This window comes from Sphingomonas sp. BL-S-30, from assembly GCF_055521475.1.
On sequence record NZ_CM145481.1, the window covers coordinates 2584333 to 2600275 of the forward strand.

At 65.6% G+C, this 15943-nt stretch carries 19 protein-coding genes; 5 read left to right on the forward strand and 14 right to left on the reverse strand.

Features of this window, described 5'->3' with window-relative positions; all coding sequences use genetic code 11:
• Window positions 1–27: 27 nt before the first annotated feature.
• Window positions 28–1134, reverse strand: a complete 1107-nt coding sequence (locus ACZ1I5_RS11985) for a fatty acid desaturase family protein (RefSeq protein WP_465169481.1) — start codon at window positions 1132–1134, stop codon at window positions 28–30.
• Window positions 1135–1282: 148 nt separating this feature from the next.
• Between ACZ1I5_RS11985 and ACZ1I5_RS11990 the strand changes: the two genes are divergently transcribed.
• Window positions 1283–2443 (forward strand): N-acetyltransferase, encoded by a 1161-nt coding sequence (locus ACZ1I5_RS11990; RefSeq protein ID WP_465169482.1) that lies wholly within the window; start codon window positions 1283–1285, stop codon window positions 2441–2443.
• A gap of 31 nt (window positions 2444–2474) precedes the next feature.
• Here ACZ1I5_RS11990 and ACZ1I5_RS11995 read toward each other — a convergent pair whose 3' ends face one another.
• From ACZ1I5_RS11995 to ACZ1I5_RS12030, 8 genes are all read right to left on the reverse strand, one after another.
• Window positions 2475–3263, reverse strand: coding sequence for a transporter (locus ACZ1I5_RS11995; protein ID WP_465169483.1), 789 nt, complete (start codon window positions 3261–3263; stop codon window positions 2475–2477).
• Window positions 3260–3562, reverse strand: a complete 303-nt coding sequence (locus tag ACZ1I5_RS12000) for a hypothetical protein (RefSeq protein WP_465169484.1) — start codon at window positions 3560–3562, stop codon at window positions 3260–3262. Before ACZ1I5_RS12000 ends, ACZ1I5_RS11995 begins: the two co-directional genes overlap by 4 nt.
• Window positions 3563–3568: 6 nt before the next feature.
• Window positions 3569–4339, reverse strand: a complete 771-nt coding sequence (gene xth, locus ACZ1I5_RS12005; RefSeq protein ID WP_465169485.1) for an exodeoxyribonuclease III — start codon at window positions 4337–4339, stop codon at window positions 3569–3571.
• A 5-nt stretch (window positions 4340–4344) separates the two neighbouring features.
• Window positions 4345–4686 (reverse strand): iron-sulfur cluster insertion protein ErpA, encoded by a 342-nt coding sequence (gene erpA, locus ACZ1I5_RS12010; protein ID WP_465169486.1) that lies wholly within the window; start codon window positions 4684–4686, stop codon window positions 4345–4347.
• Window positions 4687–4745: 59 nt separating this feature from the next.
• On the reverse strand, window positions 4746–5939 hold the full coding sequence (locus ACZ1I5_RS12015) for a peptidoglycan DD-metalloendopeptidase family protein (RefSeq protein ID WP_465169487.1): 1194 nt from the start codon (window positions 5937–5939) through the stop codon (window positions 4746–4748).
• A 110-nt stretch (window positions 5940–6049) separates the two neighbouring features.
• A complete protein-coding gene (locus tag ACZ1I5_RS12020) occupies window positions 6050–6841 on the reverse strand; it encodes a ferritin-like domain-containing protein (protein WP_465169488.1) in 792 nt (263 codons plus the stop codon).
• Window positions 6842–6849: 8 nt separating this feature from the next.
• Window positions 6850–7320 (reverse strand): peroxiredoxin, encoded by a 471-nt coding sequence (locus ACZ1I5_RS12025; RefSeq protein ID WP_465169489.1) that lies wholly within the window; start codon window positions 7318–7320, stop codon window positions 6850–6852.
• Window positions 7320–10016: a bifunctional [glutamine synthetase] adenylyltransferase/[glutamine synthetase]-adenylyl-L-tyrosine phosphorylase gene (locus ACZ1I5_RS12030; protein ID WP_465169490.1), complete on the reverse strand. Its 2697-nt coding sequence runs from the start codon at window positions 10014–10016 to the stop codon at window positions 7320–7322. The genes ACZ1I5_RS12025 and ACZ1I5_RS12030 overlap by 1 nt, the downstream gene beginning before the upstream one ends.
• Before the next feature lie 75 nt (window positions 10017–10091).
• Here ACZ1I5_RS12030 and ACZ1I5_RS12035 point away from each other — a divergent pair, with 75 nt between their 5' ends.
• Complete coding sequence (locus ACZ1I5_RS12035) at window positions 10092–10283, forward strand: hypothetical protein (RefSeq protein ID WP_465169491.1); 192 nt, start codon at window positions 10092–10094, stop codon at window positions 10281–10283.
• Between the two features lie 19 nt (window positions 10284–10302).
• On the opposite strand, the gene ACZ1I5_RS12040 is transcribed toward ACZ1I5_RS12035, so the two are convergent.
• The 3 genes from ACZ1I5_RS12040 to ACZ1I5_RS12050 all read right to left on the reverse strand — a co-directional run bounded on the left by ACZ1I5_RS12040 (window position 10303) and on the right by ACZ1I5_RS12050 (window position 12061).
• The gene (locus ACZ1I5_RS12040; RefSeq protein WP_465169492.1) at window positions 10303–10950 is read right to left on the reverse strand and encodes a sigma-70 family RNA polymerase sigma factor; all 648 of its coding nucleotides are present in this window, start codon (window positions 10948–10950) and stop codon (window positions 10303–10305) included.
• 88 nt (window positions 10951–11038) lie between these two features.
• Entirely contained in the window at window positions 11039–11176 is a 138-nt protein-coding gene (locus ACZ1I5_RS12045) for a hypothetical protein (protein ID WP_465169493.1), read from the reverse strand.
• Window positions 11177–11254: 78 nt separating this feature from the next.
• A complete protein-coding gene (locus ACZ1I5_RS12050; protein WP_465169494.1) occupies window positions 11255–12061 on the reverse strand; it encodes a response regulator in 807 nt (268 codons plus the stop codon).
• 123 nt (window positions 12062–12184) lie between these two features.
• On the opposite strand from ACZ1I5_RS12050, the gene ACZ1I5_RS12055 reads away from it, so the two are divergent.
• From ACZ1I5_RS12055 to ACZ1I5_RS12065, 3 genes are all read left to right on the forward strand, one after another.
• Window positions 12185–12478 carry a hypothetical protein gene (locus ACZ1I5_RS12055; RefSeq protein WP_465169495.1) on the forward strand — a complete coding sequence of 98 codons (294 nt, stop codon included), beginning with the start codon at window positions 12185–12187 and terminating at the stop codon, window positions 12476–12478.
• A 7-nt stretch (window positions 12479–12485) separates the two neighbouring features.
• Entirely contained in the window at window positions 12486–14066 is a 1581-nt protein-coding gene (locus ACZ1I5_RS12060) for a sensor histidine kinase (protein WP_465169496.1), read from the forward strand.
• Window positions 14067–14335: 269 nt separating this feature from the next.
• Window positions 14336–14470: an entericidin A/B family lipoprotein gene (locus ACZ1I5_RS12065; RefSeq protein ID WP_372848382.1), complete on the forward strand. Its 135-nt coding sequence runs from the start codon at window positions 14336–14338 to the stop codon at window positions 14468–14470.
• A 92-nt stretch (window positions 14471–14562) separates the two neighbouring features.
• On the opposite strand, the gene tatC is transcribed toward ACZ1I5_RS12065, so the two are convergent.
• Window positions 14563–15345 (reverse strand): twin-arginine translocase subunit TatC, encoded by a 783-nt coding sequence (tatC, locus tag ACZ1I5_RS12070; RefSeq protein ID WP_465173955.1) that lies wholly within the window; start codon window positions 15343–15345, stop codon window positions 14563–14565.
• A gap of 8 nt (window positions 15346–15353) precedes the next feature.
• Window positions 15354–15818 carry a Sec-independent protein translocase protein TatB gene (gene tatB, locus ACZ1I5_RS12075; RefSeq protein WP_465169497.1) on the reverse strand — a complete coding sequence of 155 codons (465 nt, stop codon included), beginning with the start codon at window positions 15816–15818 and terminating at the stop codon, window positions 15354–15356.
• Window positions 15819–15943: the final 125 nt, after the last annotated feature.

Sequence of the window (15943 nt, forward strand, 5' to 3'; positions counted from 1 at the left end):
GTTCGCGCAGAGGGGCGCGCTCAGAGGTCAGGCCGGGCGGCGGCCCATCGTGCTGCGCACCAGCCGATCGACCAAGCCCGGCAGGCCCGGATAGCTTGCCTTGTGATAGGGCGACTGCTCGCCCAGGGCGGCGGAAAGGCGGCGGTGCGCCTCGGCCAGCCCGTGATAGGGAACACCGGGCAGCAGATGGTGAAGCGCATGATAGCGCAGGCCCACCGGCGCCCACAGCACCGGCAGCAGCGCCGGCGGCGGCACGTTCACGGTATCGAGATACTGCGCCGTGACGGTCATCGCCTCCCCTTCATTCTCCCACAGATGCGCGACCAGCGTGCGCACCTGGTTGAGGATCGCCACGCCGGACGTGATCCCGAGGAAGGTCAGCAAGGCGCGCACCGGAATGATCCCCGTCGCGGTCAGGGTGAGCAGCGTGATCGCCCACACGCTCGTGGCCGCCTCCATCCGGCGCCAATGAGTCTTGAACGCGCCCTCGGGCGGGCGGCGGCGGAAGGACGGGTTGATCGACAAGCTCGAATAGCGCTCGTCGAGCATGGCCCGCATCTTCGGGAAGAACAGGGCGATCGGGGCAAGCACCGCGAAGCGCAACAACAGCGCGACCGGCGCGAGCAGCGAGGTGACGACGAACAGCGGCAGCGTCCAGGGCTTCATCAGCGCGAGCGGCAGATATTCGGGATCTTCCGACGTGCCGTAGCGCGTGCGCGCATGGTGGAGGTTGTGCACGCCTTCATACATGAAGGACGGCACCATCATCGGGATGCCCGCGATCAGGTTCCAGCCCAGCCGGAAGCCGGGCAGCGCCGAATGCTTGATATGGGTGATTTCGTGGATGAAGCTGTCGGCGCGGTACAGAGCGAGAATCGCCACGGCGCCCGCGACGATCGCCCAGCCCGTCGAGGGTGCCAGGATCGTGGCCGCGAGCGCCGCATAGCCAAGCACCGCGGACAGGATCAGGTCGGTCCAGTAGATGGCGGGCTTCGGCGCGTTGAGGTCGCGGGTCAGTTCGGCGGCGGCGCGCAGCATCGCCTTGTCGTCGGCGATGCGCTCCCGCGGCGCGCGCAGGACGGTGCTGGAGCCCGACACGGTCTCGCGCGGATCGAAGGCAAGCGATGTGTTCATGGTTCGCGGCATTGCACAAAGATAGTGGCTATATGGTGGCAGCAACAGGGTATGTCGTTGCCCCTGCGCCCGCGCGCTTGACAGGAGCGCGCTTGACAGCTTGTGCCGCAGGCGGGAGTGCGCAGTTCTTACAGAGAGGCTTGTCGTCTTGGCTACCACGCACCCGCTTTCCATCCGCCCGATCAGCAGCAAGGCCGATCGCAAGAAATTCGTCGACCTGCCCTTCCGGCTCTACAAGGACGATCCCCATTGGGTGCCGCCGCTGAAGGGCGAAGCGCTGGGGCTGATCACGCCGGAGAAGAATGGCTGGTTCAGCCACGCCGAGGCGCAATTGTTCCTCGCAGAGCGCGATGGCCGGGCCGTCGGGCGCATCTCCGCTCATATTGACACGCTCGCGCTGACCATGCCGGCCGAACAGGGCTTCGGCCCCGGCTGCGGCCAGTTCGGCCTCTTCGATGCCGAGGACCCGGAAACCGCGCAGGCGCTGATCGCCACCGCAGAGGGCTGGTTGCGCGACAAGGGCATGACCAGGGTGCTCGGCCCGATCAGCATGTCGATCTGGGAAGAGCCGGGGCTGCTGATCCAGGGCTATGATCATGCGCCGACGATCATGATGGGCCATGCCAAGCGCGAATATCGCGGCTGGATCGAGGCGGCCGACTATAGTCCCGCCAAGACGCTCTATACCTATGATCTTGATATTACCCAGGAATTCCCGCCGATCGTGAAGCGGATCATCCAGTCGGGCGAGAAGAATCCCCGCATCCGCATCCGCGAGGTCGACAAATCGAAGTTCGACGAGGAAGCGGCGATCATCCTCGCGATCCTCAACGATGCCTGGTCGGACAATTGGGGCTTCGTCCCCCTCACCCCGCCGGAGATCGCCGATGTCGGCGTCAAGCTGAAGCCGATCGTGTTCAACGACCTGATCCGCATCGCCGAACTGGACGGACGGCCCGTCGCGTTCATGATCACGCTTCCGGATCTCAACGAGGCGATCAAGCCGCTCAACGGCAGCCTGCTGCCGTTCGGCTGGGCCAAGCTGCTGCTCTGGCTGCGCAAGCCCCAGGTGCGCACCATGCGTGTGCCGCTGATGGGCGTCCTGAAGGAACTCCAGTCCTCGCGCATGGCGAGCCAGCTTGCCTTCATGATGATCGAATATATCCGGCGCGCGGCCATCACCCGATACGGTGCGAGCCGCGGCGAGATCGGGTGGGTGCTCGACGACAATCAGGGCATGAACGCCATCGCCGAGACCATCCAGAGTCGGGTCAACAAGACCTACGAGATCTATCAGAAGACGCTGTGAAACGGGCGGCAACGGCCACGCTCGAAGATTGCTAGAGCCGCCGGGAAACGCCGATATAGAGTTCGACATTCGGCGCGTCGCGGTTCAGCCCCGCCACGGCGCCGACGTCGAACTGCCAGTCCTTGCGCGGCGCCCAAGCGAGCGATCCCGACGCTAGCGCTGTGGTCATATGCCCGGACGGATCATCGTCCCGAGTTTCCTGAACCTCGATCGTCCCGGTAATCTTGTCGCTGAGCTCGACCCCGAGCCCGACCGTACCGCTGGCGGCGAAATGCCGCCCTCGCCCATCCTGATCCACCGCGGCATCGACTTCGGGCGACAGTTGCAGGCTGAGCTTGTGGCCGAGGTCGAAGCTGACCGGCACCAGCACGCCCGCACCCCAGTCCCCCGCCCCGATCGGCCTGCGGCCGACCGGAACCGTGACGAAGGACTCGACCGCGACGGAAACGCCGCTGCCGTCAGGGTGGCGCAGATTGGCCTTCAGCCCGAGCAGCGCGTCGCCCGTGCGGTTCGCCGCGTCGACTGATCCGCTCGCCTTGTCCCGAGTGCGATCATGGCCGAACGCGGTCCAGCCGGCCTGCGCCTCGATCCGGTCGGTCAGGCCGATGCGGACGAGCGTGTCGCCGATCAGGATCGTGTCGTCGCGCGTGTCCGGCGAGTCGTCGCGAGTCCAGTCGGCCAGCCCCATCTCGACCGAGACGCGGCCCGGCGCCATCGTGCAGGGCGGCGTTCCCAGCCCAGGGCGCGTCGGGCAATAGTCGCGCTCCTCGGCCAAGGCAGCGCCCGGCAGCAGCAGGAGCGCGACCGCCAGCGGCTTCATGCCAGCCGCACCGGAGATGGATCCCCCAGCTCGTGGCGCACCATGCGCTCCGCCCTGTCGCGAGCACGGTAATAGGCCTGGTCAATTTCGACGCGGTCGAGCCCGTCAGCGGCAAGGGCGTCGAGGATGGTCGAATCCTCCCCCTTCGCCAGGCCGCGGAGCAGCGGCGCCGCATCGCGGCCGAGCGCCTCGGCCAGCAGGCGCATCGTCCTGGCGCGGGTGCGGAACGCGAAATCGTCGAGGCGGGCACTTTCGAACTCGCCCTTGCGGTGGAGCATCTTCTGGAGATCGAACGCCACCGGGCGCTACCGCAACCATACCCAGGTCGGCGCATGGTCGCTCGCCTTCTCCCGACCGCGATAGTCCTTGTCGACGCCGGCATCGGCAAGACGGTCGGCAGCGATCGGGCTGAGCAGCAGGTGATCGATCCGGAAGCCTGCATCGCGCTGCCATGCACCGGCCTGGTAATCCCAGAAGGTCCAGACGCCGCCCTTGGGGTGCCGCGTGCGCAAGGCGTCGGTCCAGCCCTGCCCGACCAGCGCGCGATAGCCGGAACGGCTCTCCGGCTGCATCAGCGCATCGTCCTGCATCGCGCGGACCGAGAAAGTGTCGTCGTCATTGGGAATGACATTATAGTCACCCGCCAGCACCACCGGTTTTTCCTCGGCCAGCAGTGCCTGCGCCCGATCGGACAGGCGCTCGATCCATTTGAGCTTATAGTCGAATTTCGGCCCCGGCTGCGGATTGCCGTTGGGCAGATAGATAGACGCAATGACCACCCCGTCGACTTCCGCCTCGAGATAGCGGCTATGCTCGTCCTCGGGATCGCCGGCGAGGCCGCGATGCCGCTCGACCGGGTCGCTGCCCCTGGCCAGCACCGCAACCCCGTTGAAACCCTTTTGCCCGTGCCACACCGCGCCATAGCCGGCGGCACGGATATCCGCCTCCGGGAAGGTATCGTCGCTCGATTTCAGCTCCTGCAGGCACACCACGTCGGGCGCCTGCTCGGCGAGATATTCCAGCAGGCGCGGCAGGCGCGCCTTGATGCCGTTGACGTTGTAGGTGACGATTCTCAAGGAAATCAGACCGAGAAGCTGGAGCCGCAGCCGCAACCCGACGCGGCATTGGGATTGGTCACCTTGAACGCGGCGCCCCCCAGATCCTCGAGATAATCGACCGCTGCGCCGCGCACGAGATCGAGGCTGATCGAATCGACGACAAGCTTCACGCCGTGATTCTCGGCCACCGCGTCGTCCGCGTCGACCGCATCGGCAAAGCCGAACTTGTACTGGAAGCCCGAACAACCGCCGCCATCGACCGAAAGCCGAAGAATGGCGGGCTTGCCCTGCTTTTCCGCAATCGCCGCGACGCGCGCGGCGGCTGAATCGGTGAGCGCGATTTCTGGAGCTGTCACGGTTGCCATGACTGGCAGATAGGCGTTCCCGAGATCATCGGCAACCGATGCCCGGGCACCTGGATGGATCAGTCGGCCGCAGCCGGGCCGCCCACCGCAACCTGAGTGGTCTTCAGCGCGCGATCCTGCACCGCGAGCAGATAGTCGGCGGTCTGCAGGAAGGGGATCGGGTTGACGGCGTGACCGTCGATCCGGACCTCGTAATGGAGATGCGGGCCAGTCGAACGGCCGGTCGACCCCATCAGCGCGATCAACTGGCCACGATGCACGCGGGTGAAGGGCGCAACGAGGATCTTGGAGAGATGGCCGTAACGGGTCTGAATGCCCTTGCCATGGTTGATCTCGACCATGTTGCCGTAACCGCCCGAGCGCTCGGCGCGATCGATGATGCCGTCGGCGGTCGCGTAGATCGGAGTGCCGACCGGGCCGGGAATGTCCACGCCCGCATGCATCGCGGCGGTGCCGCGGAACGGATCGGAGCGGACGCCATAATTGCTGGTGAAGGCAAGGCGCTCGACCGGCTGGGCCGACGGGATCGCGATCACCCCCTGCTCGAGCGAATCGAGCTTCTTCCAGGTCATGAACAGCGACCGGAACTGCATGTCGGCGCGCAGATCGGCTTCGGCTTCGACGCTGTCGGCGGCTTCGAACGGCCCGCCCATCGCCGGCATGCGCGCCGCGAAACGCTCCGGCGCGATACCGAGCTTGCGCACATGCGCGACGGTCATGGCATAACGCTGCTCAGCGGCCTGGCGCGCCTTGACCGCCATGGCGACCTGACGCTGCTCGACCTTCTTGAGCGGCGCGAGCACGTCGGCGGCAAGCTGGTCGGCATGGCTGTCGATCGTCGGCGCGACCAGCGCCAGCGCGCGGGGATCGCCCTTGCCGGTGATGACGGCGGAGATCAGCGCCTGGCGCTGCTCGACGCGGACGGCATGGGCTTTGGCGGCTTGCTTGATGGTTTCGACATCGGCCTGCATCGCGGCGACCTTCGCCTGCATCTGCGCGACCTTGGCTTCCGGCGACAACGGGGCATCGACGATACCGCTCATCGCGACGGCGCCAACGGCTGCCTGGGCGACGCCATAAGCCGAAAAGCACAGCGTGACACCGGCAACGCCGGCCATCAGCGCCTGGGTGCGCCCCCCGACGCTGAAGCGGCGCAGGTCACGGCCGTCGTGAAAAATGAAGTCCCGGGTGGTGAAGTGCGTCTTCAGCCGCGACGCAAACTGCGCGCTCGACGCGATGGAAATTTTGTTCATTTATCCCCGGCGACCAAATGAATGCGATTGCCGGGAAATCCAGCGCCCGCCCCTGATGTCCTGGTCGCAGCCCCTCCACGCCCCGGACATGTCGCAATTGACCTAGTTTTTCAGGTCGGGGCAAGCGCGCCGTAATATTCTCGCGTCAAACCGGCTGAGTTGCGCGCCGAGTCGTTGAACGGCGGCTTAATCACCCCCCGGAAGTGCCGCGCGACAAGCGAACGCCAATGCGATTCCGGCACGAATCCCTTGGCGGAGCAGCCAAATTCGAACCAGATGGTACCCGCGCGGACATGCCGGATCTCATCGGTCAGGATGCGCTGCAGGATGCGCGCGCTCGGTTCGTCCGCCGCCGACCTGAAGCGATGGATCGTCTCCGGCGTCACATCCAGTCCGCGCGCCTCGAGCACCATCGGCACGACCGCGAGACGGGCGAGCGGATCCAGCGCCGTCGCCGTCGCGGATTCCCACAAGCCGTCATGCGCGGGCATCGCGCCGTAATGGCTGGAAAGCGCCCGCAGCCGCCGGTCGAGCAGCGCGAAATGCATCGCTTCGTCGGCGCCCACCGATATCCAGTCGTCCGTGAAGCCGCGCGGGAATTCGGCACCGAAGCGCCCGACCATGTCGAAGGCCAGATCGATCGCGACGAACTCGATATGCGCCAGCGCGTGGAGCAGCGCGATCCGCCCCCGCTCCGAACCGCCCTTGCCGCGCTTCGGCATCTGGCTGGGCGCCAGCAGTTCCGGATGAGCGGGCCGCGCCGGACGATCGGGAATGGCGACATCGAATAGCGGTGCGAGGCGCCCCTGACGCCACGCCCGCGCCACCGACCGGGCGGCGCGAACCTTGGCCGCGGGATCGCCGGTCTCCAGCACGCCCCGCACGGCCTGCGCGATGCTCATCGTGCCGATCAGCCGAGCTCCTTCAGCGCCTCGAGCACGACGGCCACATGCCCGGGCACCCGCACGCGCCGCCAGACGCGCACCAGCACGCCCTTTGCATCGAACAGGAAGGTCGATCGGTCGATGCCCATATAGGTCCTGCCGTACAGCTGCTTCTCCACCCAGACGCCGAACGCCGCCATGGCCTGATCCTGGTCATCGGTAGCGAGCGGCACTGTCAGGTCATATTTGCCGATGAACTTCTGGTGCTTACTTGGCGTATCGCGCGACACGCCGAGCACTTCCGCACCCAGCGCCTGGAATTCGGGATAATGAAGGCTGAAGTCCTGCGCCTCGCGGGTGCAGCCGGCCGTGTCGTCCTTGGGGTAGAAGTACAGGACCAACGGCTTGCCGAGATAGCCGCGCAGGTTGATCTTGCCGCCGTCCGGCGTCGTCAGCGCCACATCCGGAAGCGAGTCGCCCTCGCCGATCGCCGCCATCATTCGTCTCCCGTCCTTGTTCCAGCCTTGGCTACCGCGGCCCAGAAATCGGAGACCTCCTGCCGCGTCGTCGCGAAGCACGCAACCACCGCCTCCCAATCGGCGACATCGAGCGCGCGCGCGATCAGGTCGCGGGTCGCCTGGGCCGGCGGTTGCGCGTCCGGTGCGACCAGCCGCAACGTGACCAGCAGGCGTGTGAGGAAATCATTCGCGGCCGCGATCGGCGCGGGCACCAGCCCGGCCTCGATCAGTTCGCGGATTGCCACGGCGAGGTGAGGATCGAGGCCGGCATGGCGGGTGAGCTGCACGACATGCACCGCGAATTCGAGATCGACCAGACCGCCCGGTGACAGCTTGGCGTCGAGCGGCCCGGCCGGCGGCTTGTGCGCCGCCATCTCGGCGCGCATGCCGATCGCATCGGCGACCACGTCGCGCGCCGGCCGATCCCCGCGCAATACGGCGTCGATCACCGCCTGTGTCGCCGCCCGGGCATGCGCCGAGCCGAATACCGGCCGCGCGCGCGTCAGCGCCATATGCTCCCAGGTCCAGGCATCCTCGCGTTGATAGCGGGCAAAGCCGTCGAGCGAGACGACCAGCGGCCCCTGAGTCCCCGAGGGACGCAGCCGCGTGTCGATCTCGTACAATGGACCGGACGCCGTCGGCGCGGAGAGCGCCCCGCTCACCCGTTGTGCAAGACGATTATAGTAAAGTACCGCGCCCAAAGGTTTTTCACCATCGGACTCGGTCATGTAATCGCCGGTGAAAAGATAGATCAGATCAAGGTCAGAGGCATGAGTCAGCGCCCCGCCGCCCATCCGGCCCAGCGCCAGGATGACCAGTTCGGAACCCGGCACGACACCGTGCTTTTGCGTGAATTCGGCGACCGTCGCCTGCGCGAGAGTCGCGATCGCCGCCTCCGCCACCCGCGCATAACCGGCCGAAACATCGAGCGGATCGCTGACGCCGGCGACGATCTGCGTGCCGAGGGCAAAGCGCTTCTCGCCCACCACCCGGCGGACATGATCGAGCTGCGCCTGATAGTCCCCGGTCTCCTCGCGCATCTCCTGCGCCACCGCGTCGACCGAGCCGACAGGGTCGAGCGCGCTGGCATCGATCAGCCCGTCGAACAGTTCCGGACGCCTGCCCAGCGCCTCGGCCAGGGTCGGCGTATGGCTCAGGATCGCACCGAGCAGACGCGCCAGCGCCGGTCGCGCCTCGAGCAGGCGAAAGAAATTGATCGCGCTCGACAGCTTCGCCAGCATGACGTCGAGCCGCACGATCGCCCCCTGCGGATCGGGCGCCCTGGCCAGCGCCTCGATCAGCCCCGGCAACACCGCCTCCAGCGCTTCCCGTGCGGCCGGACTACGCAGTGCGGGATAGGTCCCGGAACGCCATTGCTCGATCCGCCGCGCGGCCGCTGGCGGATCGGCGAACCCCGCTTCGGCGAGCTGGTCTTCGAGATGCGCGCCGTCCTGCGACAACGCCCCCCCATCGTCGGGGTCGAGGGCGTCATAGGTCAGCGCCGTCGCCTCGACATGCGGCCGCAACAGGTCGAGCAGTGCCGCGCCATCGGGGATGCCATGAAGCCGCGCCAGCCCGTCGAGCGCCGGTCCGGTCGGCAGATGGTGCGCCTGACGGTCGTCGACCATCTGCACCCGGTGTTCGATCGTGCGGAATATGGTGTAAGCCTCGGTCATCGCCGTGGCGACCCGAGGATCGATCCACCCCGCTTCGGCCAGTCGCGCCAGCGCGTCGCGCGTCGCAGGGGCGCGCACCGAGGGATCGCGCCCGCCATGGATCAGCTGGTGAATCTGCGCGAAGAACTCGATCTCGCGAATACCGCCCCGCCCGCGCTTGAGGTCGAATCCCGGGCCGAAGGCCTGGCCTTGCGCATGATGATCGCGGATTCGGCGGGAGATGCCGCGGATTTCTCCGATCGCCCCGAAATCGAGCGCACGGCGCCAGATGAACGGCCGGATCGTCTGGAGAAACCGCGCGCCGAGCGTCAGGTCTCCGGCGGCGGCCCTGCCCCGGATGAACGCGGCGCGCTCCCATGGCAGCGCCAGCGACTCATAATAGGAGATCGCGGCGTCCACCGGGAGAACGATCGGGGTCACCTCCGGCGACGGGCGCAGTCTCAGATCGACACGCAGCACATAGCCGTCACCGTCACGCGCCTGCAGAATCTCCACCACCCGGCGCCCGATCCGCACCGCCGCTTCATCGGGTTCCTCGCGCGGCCGGCACGGCAAGGTGACGGGATCGAAGATCAGGATCGGGTCGATATCCGACGAATAATTGAGCTCATGGCTGCCCTGCTTGCCGAGCGCGATGGCCGCGAAACCGATGGGCGCAGCGCCCGGCGTTCGTTCAGCGATGGCAGCGGCAATCGCGGCATCGAGCGCCCGGTCAGCGAAATCGGATAACGCGCCAGTGACGGCTGTAAGGTCATAGACACCAGCCAGATCGCCGATGGCGACAAGCAGCGCCAGCCTGCGCCGCTCAAGCCGCAACCGGCGCATCACCGGCATCGCTGGATCCTGTATTGGCACCCCCGCAAGGAGAGGCAGCATGCCCCGATCAAGGTCCTCGGCAAGTGCCGGTTCGCGATCGAGCAGCAGAGTCAGGAATGGCGATTCGGTCCGCGCACGACGAACCGCGTCCTTGATCAATTCTTCGGGATAGGCGTCATGCATGCGGCAACTATGGATAATTCCGTTTAATTAACACAGGTGCAAGAAACAATCGGGTTGCTCGTTCGTTCTTGGTTCATGTCGATTAAGATCACGCCCTCTACAGAAGACGTTGTGCCACAAGAATATGTCGTGGCCGCGCCGAAGACGAGCGACATGATCAGCGGCGCTTTGCGCGCCGCATTCGGGGCCCAGGATACCCAGGCGACCGATTTCGCCGCCTTGCTCCGTCAGATCGATGTCGCCGATCGGACCATACAACGCTGCTGAGGTGATGGGTTTCGCGGCGTCAGCCGCGATCCCGGCTCAGATCCTCGACTTCGCCCATGATCGAATCGAGCGCGGTCATGCCCGGCTCGTTGCTGTGGCTGCGACGCGACGGCAGCGAATTGTCGTTCATGATCGTCTCAAGCGCAACGCGGCCGCGCGCGACCCGGCTCTTGATCGTGCCAACGGCGACGCCGCAAATCTCGGCGGCTTCCTCATAGGCGAAGCCGCCCGCGCCGACGAGGATCAACGCCTCACGCTGCGGCTGCGGCAAATGCAGCAAGGCGCGCTGCATGTCGCCCAGCTCGACATGCCGGTCCTGGCTGGCCGGCGCGGCCAGTATGCGATCAGCCACCAGATCGTCCCATTCGCCCTTGAACCGGGCTCGACGCATCTGGGAGAGATAAAGGTTGCGCAGGATGATGAAGGTCCAGGCACGCATGTTGGTGCCGGCCTGGAAGCGCAGGCGGGCCGCCCAGGCCTTCATCAGCGTTTCCTGGACCAGATCATCGGCGAGGTCGCGATTGCCCGACAAGGAGCGCCCAAAGGCGCGCAGATGCGGGATCACCTGCGCCAGCTGCGCCTTGAATTCGGAATCGGAGAGAGCAACGTGCTCGACCGGCTCTGGCGCCACATCGTCTTCGTCGTCATTCTCGTACGCGTCGGTCATGAACATCCGTTTCGTGGTCCGAAATGCGAACATGGGGGCGGACCATGATCAAGTCCACCACACATGCGGTTTCGTTCATTTGAATGAATTAGCGGAGCAGCAGGAACGCGAAGATCGCGATCACCAGCACCAGCGAGATGCCCAATATGTACCGCGTCATATGCGGCGTCGCGCCTGCCCTGGCCTCATCGCCGCTGAGGTGAGTCTGTTCTTCCGGATTTGCCATATGCCTATAACCCCCGAGCATTGTTTTGGGTCCGTACCAGATGGAACTCCAATGCCGGGGGTTATGGAAAAGTTCCCGTCAGAGTGCGGGAACCGTCGCTGAATCGAAGAACAGCGCCTGGCTGATCGCGGCCTTCACGGTCGAGCGCTGGAAGGGTTTGGTGATCAGGAAGGTCGGCTCGGGGCGTTCGCCGGTGAGCAGACGCTCCGGGAAAGCAGTGATGAAGATCACCGGGACGGTGAACTCGGCAAGGATATCCTTGACCGCGTCGATGCCCGAACTGTCATCGGCAAGCTGGATGTCGGCGAGCACCAGGCCAGGACGGTCCTCCATCGCCAGCGCGACGGCTTCATCGCGAGTCACCGCGACACCGGTAACGTCATGGCCAAGGTCGCGCACGATCGTCTCGATATCCATCGCGATGATCGGCTCGTCCTCGATGATCAGGACGCGTGCGCGGGTCTGCTTCTCGATCTCGGCCAGCGCTTCGTTCACCAGCGCGTCGACCTCGCTCGTCTGCACTTCGATTAGGTACGCCGCATCCTCGGGCGTGAAGCCTTCCATCGCGGTGAGCAGCAGCGCCTGGCGCGACAGCGGCGTCATCTTGGCGAGGCGCGCCCGTGCGATCGATTCCTGGCTGCTGCCGACATCGGCGCCTGCGTTCTCGGGCGTCTCGTCGTAATTGGTGGAGTTCCAGATCGCCTGGAAGGTCCGGTAGAGACCAAGTCGCGGGTCCACGTCACGCGGGAATTCCGCCGGGGCCGCAACGATTGCTTCGAGCGTCGCGCGCACATAGCGGTCGCCATGCTGCTGACTGCCGGTCAGCGCGCGGCCATAGCGGCGAAGGAAAGGAAGGTGGGGGGCAAGCTGCTGTCCAAGCGACATGGCTGTCGAGGTCTCCTCCAGAAAAACGCCAAGATCTGACGAGGGTCCTTGTGGAAGCGGCCCCCCGGCTTTGCAACGCGTTTCGCGACCCGAGCGTGAGTGCCGGGCTTTTTCGCATCGGACATGGAACAATCGACGCGATATTTGGTTTCATGCATTCGTCGCGGATTGTATGCGCGATGCGCCTTGCCGATTTCCTCGGCCGGGTTTCTCGATATGCCCGGCTTATACACCGGATGCTTAAGGGGGACGATTTTGCGTTCGGGCGACGAGTCTTCGAAAAAACCGCGGGCCGCGAAGGCCAGGGTCCAGAGCAAGGACCGTGATATGGGGGCGGCCTTGCGCACCGTGTATCAGAAGACGGTGGACGAGTCGGTTCCGCCCGAGATGCTCGACCTCCTGAGCAAGCTCGACTGAGCAGGCCATGGCGGATTCCGCCGAGCCTCAGGCTCCGGCTCGCAACACGAAGCTTGCCGCACAGATTCCGACCGGCGCCAAGATCTTCCTGATTTTGAGCGCGGCTTTATTGCCGCTCGCGATCATCGCCTTTTTCGCCTCGCTCAAGACCACCCAGACCGCCGACGAGAGCGCTCGCGCTCAGCTCCGCCTCGCCTCCGCCGAAAGTGCCCGCAAGCTGGCGATCGAGCTCGTCGGCGACATGACCGCGCTTCGGGTGGCGCTGAACGCGCTCGACGCGGATCAGGGCGACGCGCCCAGCTGCGCGCGCGCGCAGGGCGTGTTCGCCCAGCAGGCCGTCAGCGGCACCCGCTTCGTTATTCGCGACCGTCGCGCACGTCCCTTATGTGGCGCGGATTTTCCGTCCGATCTGACGCCCGTCGCCGCCGGCACCGATCCGGTTGCTATCCGCATCGTGCCCGAGCGTGGCCTCCTGCTGGCGATCACGGGGGCAAGCGGCACCACGGCGACTGCCTTCTTCCCTACGCGCTTCCTCGCCGAAACCGGCCGGCCCAGCGATTTCGCGCCGCCTTATGAAGCGCTGCTCGTGAAAGGAAGCGAATCGCTGCCGGTGACTCTGCTTCCCCCGCGCGGTGCGCTGGAAAGGCGGGAAACGATGCGGACCCCGCTCGGCATCGGCGGCCTGTCGCTCGAAACCAGCGTGCGCAGCGCGCCGATTACCTCGCCTCTGCTCATCGCCATGCTGCTGCCGATCCTGATGTGGGCGGCGGCGGCCGGCATCGGCTGGTTCGTGGTCGACCGGCTGCTGATCCGTCCGCTGCGCCGGCTGCGTACCAGCGTCGCCGCTTATGTGCCCGGCGAGGAAATCGACCCGGACGAGGTCCGCGCCTTGCCGGCGCAGGAGATTCGCGAGCTGGGCGATACCTTCCGCATGATCAGCCGCACCGTCGCCGCGCATGAGGCCGGCCTCGCGGAGGGTCTGGTGCGCCAGACCAGGCTGACGCGCGAGGTACATCACCGCGTGAAGAACAATCTCCAGGTCATCTCCAGCCTGATCAATTTCCACGCGCGTGGCGCGCGGAGCAAGGAAGCCACCGCCGCCTATTCCTCGATCCAGCGCCGGGTCGACGCGCTCGCGGTGGTCCATCGCCACCATTTCGCCGAGCTGGAAGAGCATCGCGGGCTCTCCCTGCGCTCGGTGATCGGCGAGCTCGCGTCGAATATCCGGGCGACGGCGCCCGAAGGTTCTTCGCAGCTGGGCATTGCGATCGATATCGATCCGTTCCTGGTCAATCAGGACGTGGCCATCGCCGTCGCGTTCCTGATCACCGAAATCGTCGAACTGGCGATGACCTTCAATCCGATCGCGCAGATCCGGATCTCGGTGAAGCCGGACGAAAACGCCGACCGGGCGCTGCTGCGCGTCAATTCCCCGGCGCTGGTGGACGGGGACGAGCTGCGCCGGGTAGTGGAGGAGCGCTATGGCCGGGTGATGGAGGGACTGTCCCGTCAGCTGCGCTCGCGCCTCCATCACGATCCGCTGGTCGGCGCCTATGAAATCGCCATCGCCATCATCGGGCGCGACTGATTCAAGCGATTCAAAAGAATCAAAAAAAATCTCGAATCCCTGGAACCGCTTCGCGAGAGTCACGTTCTTAGCTTCGGATAGTGAATTTATGCCCCCCCGCTCTCGCTATCCAAGACATGGGCCCGAAAGCGTCAACCCTCCCCCCCCGGTGGCGCTTTCGGGCCCAAATTCTTTTCAGCCTCAATCATATCGCGCCGTTTCTTTCACGGAACGAACGCGTTCGCCGATCATTGAAACCTCGGCACAAAGCCAATCTCAGGAGATATTCGATGCGCAAGCTTGTTGGACTGGCCCTCGTCGCCGGAGCGCTGATGGTCAGCGCATGCAACACCGTCGAAGGCGTCGGCAAGGACGTGTCCTCGGCCGGCAGCACCGTCGCAAAGACGGCTGACGACGCCAAATAAGGGCGCCCCTCTAGGCAGCCTGGGCCTTCTCCCGAACGGAGGAGGCCTTTTCTTTATCTGCGCCAGGTCGCCGTCACCAGGACGGGCCGGTTTCAGACCTTCTCGATTTTGGTGCTCTCGGCCTCGGCAGGCTGTTTCGCGCGCTTCCGCTCGGTGAACCAGATGCCGATCAGCGCCAGCTCGTAGAGCAGGCATAGCGGGATCGCGAGCAGCAGCTGCGATCCGATATCGGGCGGCGTCAGCACCGCGGCGACCGCGAACGAGCCAACGATCGCGTAGCGCCGCGCACTCACCAGCTGCTTGCGCGTCACGATGCCGGCGCGTTCGAGCAGCATCAGCACCACCGGCAGCAGGAACGAGACGCCGAAGGCGAACAGGAACTGCATCACGAAAGACAGGTAATTGGCGACCGAAGGCAGCGCCTCCTGCTTGATGCCGCCCCCCAGGTCGCCCTGATAGGAAAGCAGGAAGTGCAGCGCCATCGGGACGGCGATATAATAGGCCATCGCCGCGCCGCAGATGAACAATACCGGCGTTGCCAGGAGGAAGGGCAGCAGCGCCTTTTTCTCCTGGCGGTACAGGCCCGGCGCCACGAACTGCCAGAGCTGGTTGGCGATGACCGGGAAGGACAGCATCATCGCCGCGAAGAAGGCGACCTTCACCTGGACGAAAAAGGCCTCGAAGATCTGGGTATAGATGACCTTACTTTGTCCGGCGGCCGCCAGCGGATGGACAAGGAAGGCGAAAATCTGCTCGGCGAAATAGAAGGCGACGAAGAAGCTCACCACGATCGCCGCGACGCAGTAGAGCAGCCGCCGCCGCAGCTCGATCAGATGATCGAGCAAGGGAGCGCGGCTGGCGTCGAGATCGTCCATGGGCGCGTTCACGATTCAGCCTTGGCGGCGGGCTTGCGCACCCGCTTGGCGGGCGCCGCGTCAGGGTCAGCCTCAGCCTTTGGTTTCGCGGCGGACTTGCGGGCCGGCTTCATCTCGGTCGCGGGCAATGCTTCCGGCTCCGGTTCCGGCGCGGCGGAGATCAGGGGCTGCTCGACCAGCACCGGCTCGGCATCCTCATGATCGATCGTGGCCATCGGGAGCATCTGCTGGGGCGTGGGCGGATGCTCGCGCATGATCCGCGCATTCTCCTCCGCCCATTTCTTCTCCATTTCCTGCAACTCGGCCTCGCGCATCATCGAATCGAAGCCGGAGCGGAACTGCCGCGCGACGCCACGCGCGCGCGACACCCAATAGCCGACGAAACGCATCGCCTTGGGCAGGTCCTTGGGGCCGATGACGAGCAGCGCCACGATCCCGACAAGCATCAATTCGGTGGGCGCGATATCGAACATGCGGAAACTCTATGAAATGCCGTGGCCCCGAAGGCGCGCCAGGGCCATTTTCGGTGCGACGATGAAGGTCATGGAAGCGCGCACGCGCCGGTCCGCCTCAAGCGGGCTCGACGCGACGCACGCCT

Excerpts from the sequence above, each read along its gene's own strand:
- ACZ1I5_RS12060 (WP_465169496.1), top strand. The coding sequence starts at position 12,486 with ATGGCGGATTCCGCCGAGCCTCAGGCTCCGGCTCGCAACACGAAGCTT.
- ACZ1I5_RS11985 (WP_465169481.1), bottom strand. The coding sequence starts at position 1,134 with ATGAACACATCGCTTGCCTTCGATCCGCGCGAGACCGTGTCGGGCTCC.
- ACZ1I5_RS12030 (WP_465169490.1), bottom strand. The coding sequence starts at position 10,016 with ATGCATGACGCCTATCCCGAAGAATTGATCAAGGACGCGGTTCGTCGT.
- ACZ1I5_RS12025 (WP_465169489.1), bottom strand. The coding sequence starts at position 7,320 with ATGGCGGCGATCGGCGAGGGCGACTCGCTTCCGGATGTGGCGCTGACG.
- ACZ1I5_RS12045 (WP_465169493.1), bottom strand. The coding sequence starts at position 11,176 with ATGGCAAATCCGGAAGAACAGACTCACCTCAGCGGCGATGAGGCCAGG.
- ACZ1I5_RS12020 (WP_465169488.1), bottom strand. The coding sequence starts at position 6,841 with ATGAGCATCGCGCAGGCCGTGCGGGGCGTGCTGGAGACCGGCGATCCC.
- ACZ1I5_RS12035 (WP_465169491.1), top strand. The coding sequence starts at position 10,092 with ATGTCGATTAAGATCACGCCCTCTACAGAAGACGTTGTGCCACAAGAA.
- tatB (WP_465169497.1), bottom strand. The coding sequence starts at position 15,818 with ATGTTCGATATCGCGCCCACCGAATTGATGCTTGTCGGGATCGTGGCG.
- ACZ1I5_RS11995 (WP_465169483.1), bottom strand. The coding sequence starts at position 3,263 with ATGAAGCCGCTGGCGGTCGCGCTCCTGCTGCTGCCGGGCGCTGCCTTG.
- ACZ1I5_RS12055 (WP_465169495.1), top strand. The coding sequence starts at position 12,185 with ATGGAACAATCGACGCGATATTTGGTTTCATGCATTCGTCGCGGATTG.
- tatC (WP_465173955.1), bottom strand. The coding sequence starts at position 15,345 with ATGGACGATCTCGACGCCAGCCGCGCTCCCTTGCTCGATCATCTGATC.
- erpA (WP_465169486.1), bottom strand. The coding sequence starts at position 4,686 with ATGGCAACCGTGACAGCTCCAGAAATCGCGCTCACCGATTCAGCCGCC.
- ACZ1I5_RS12065 (WP_372848382.1), top strand. The coding sequence starts at position 14,336 with ATGCGCAAGCTTGTTGGACTGGCCCTCGTCGCCGGAGCGCTGATGGTC.
- ACZ1I5_RS12050 (WP_465169494.1), bottom strand. The coding sequence starts at position 12,061 with ATGTCGCTTGGACAGCAGCTTGCCCCCCACCTTCCTTTCCTTCGCCGC.
- ACZ1I5_RS12015 (WP_465169487.1), bottom strand. The coding sequence starts at position 5,939 with ATGAACAAAATTTCCATCGCGTCGAGCGCGCAGTTTGCGTCGCGGCTG.
- ACZ1I5_RS12040 (WP_465169492.1), bottom strand. The coding sequence starts at position 10,950 with ATGACCGACGCGTACGAGAATGACGACGAAGACGATGTGGCGCCAGAG.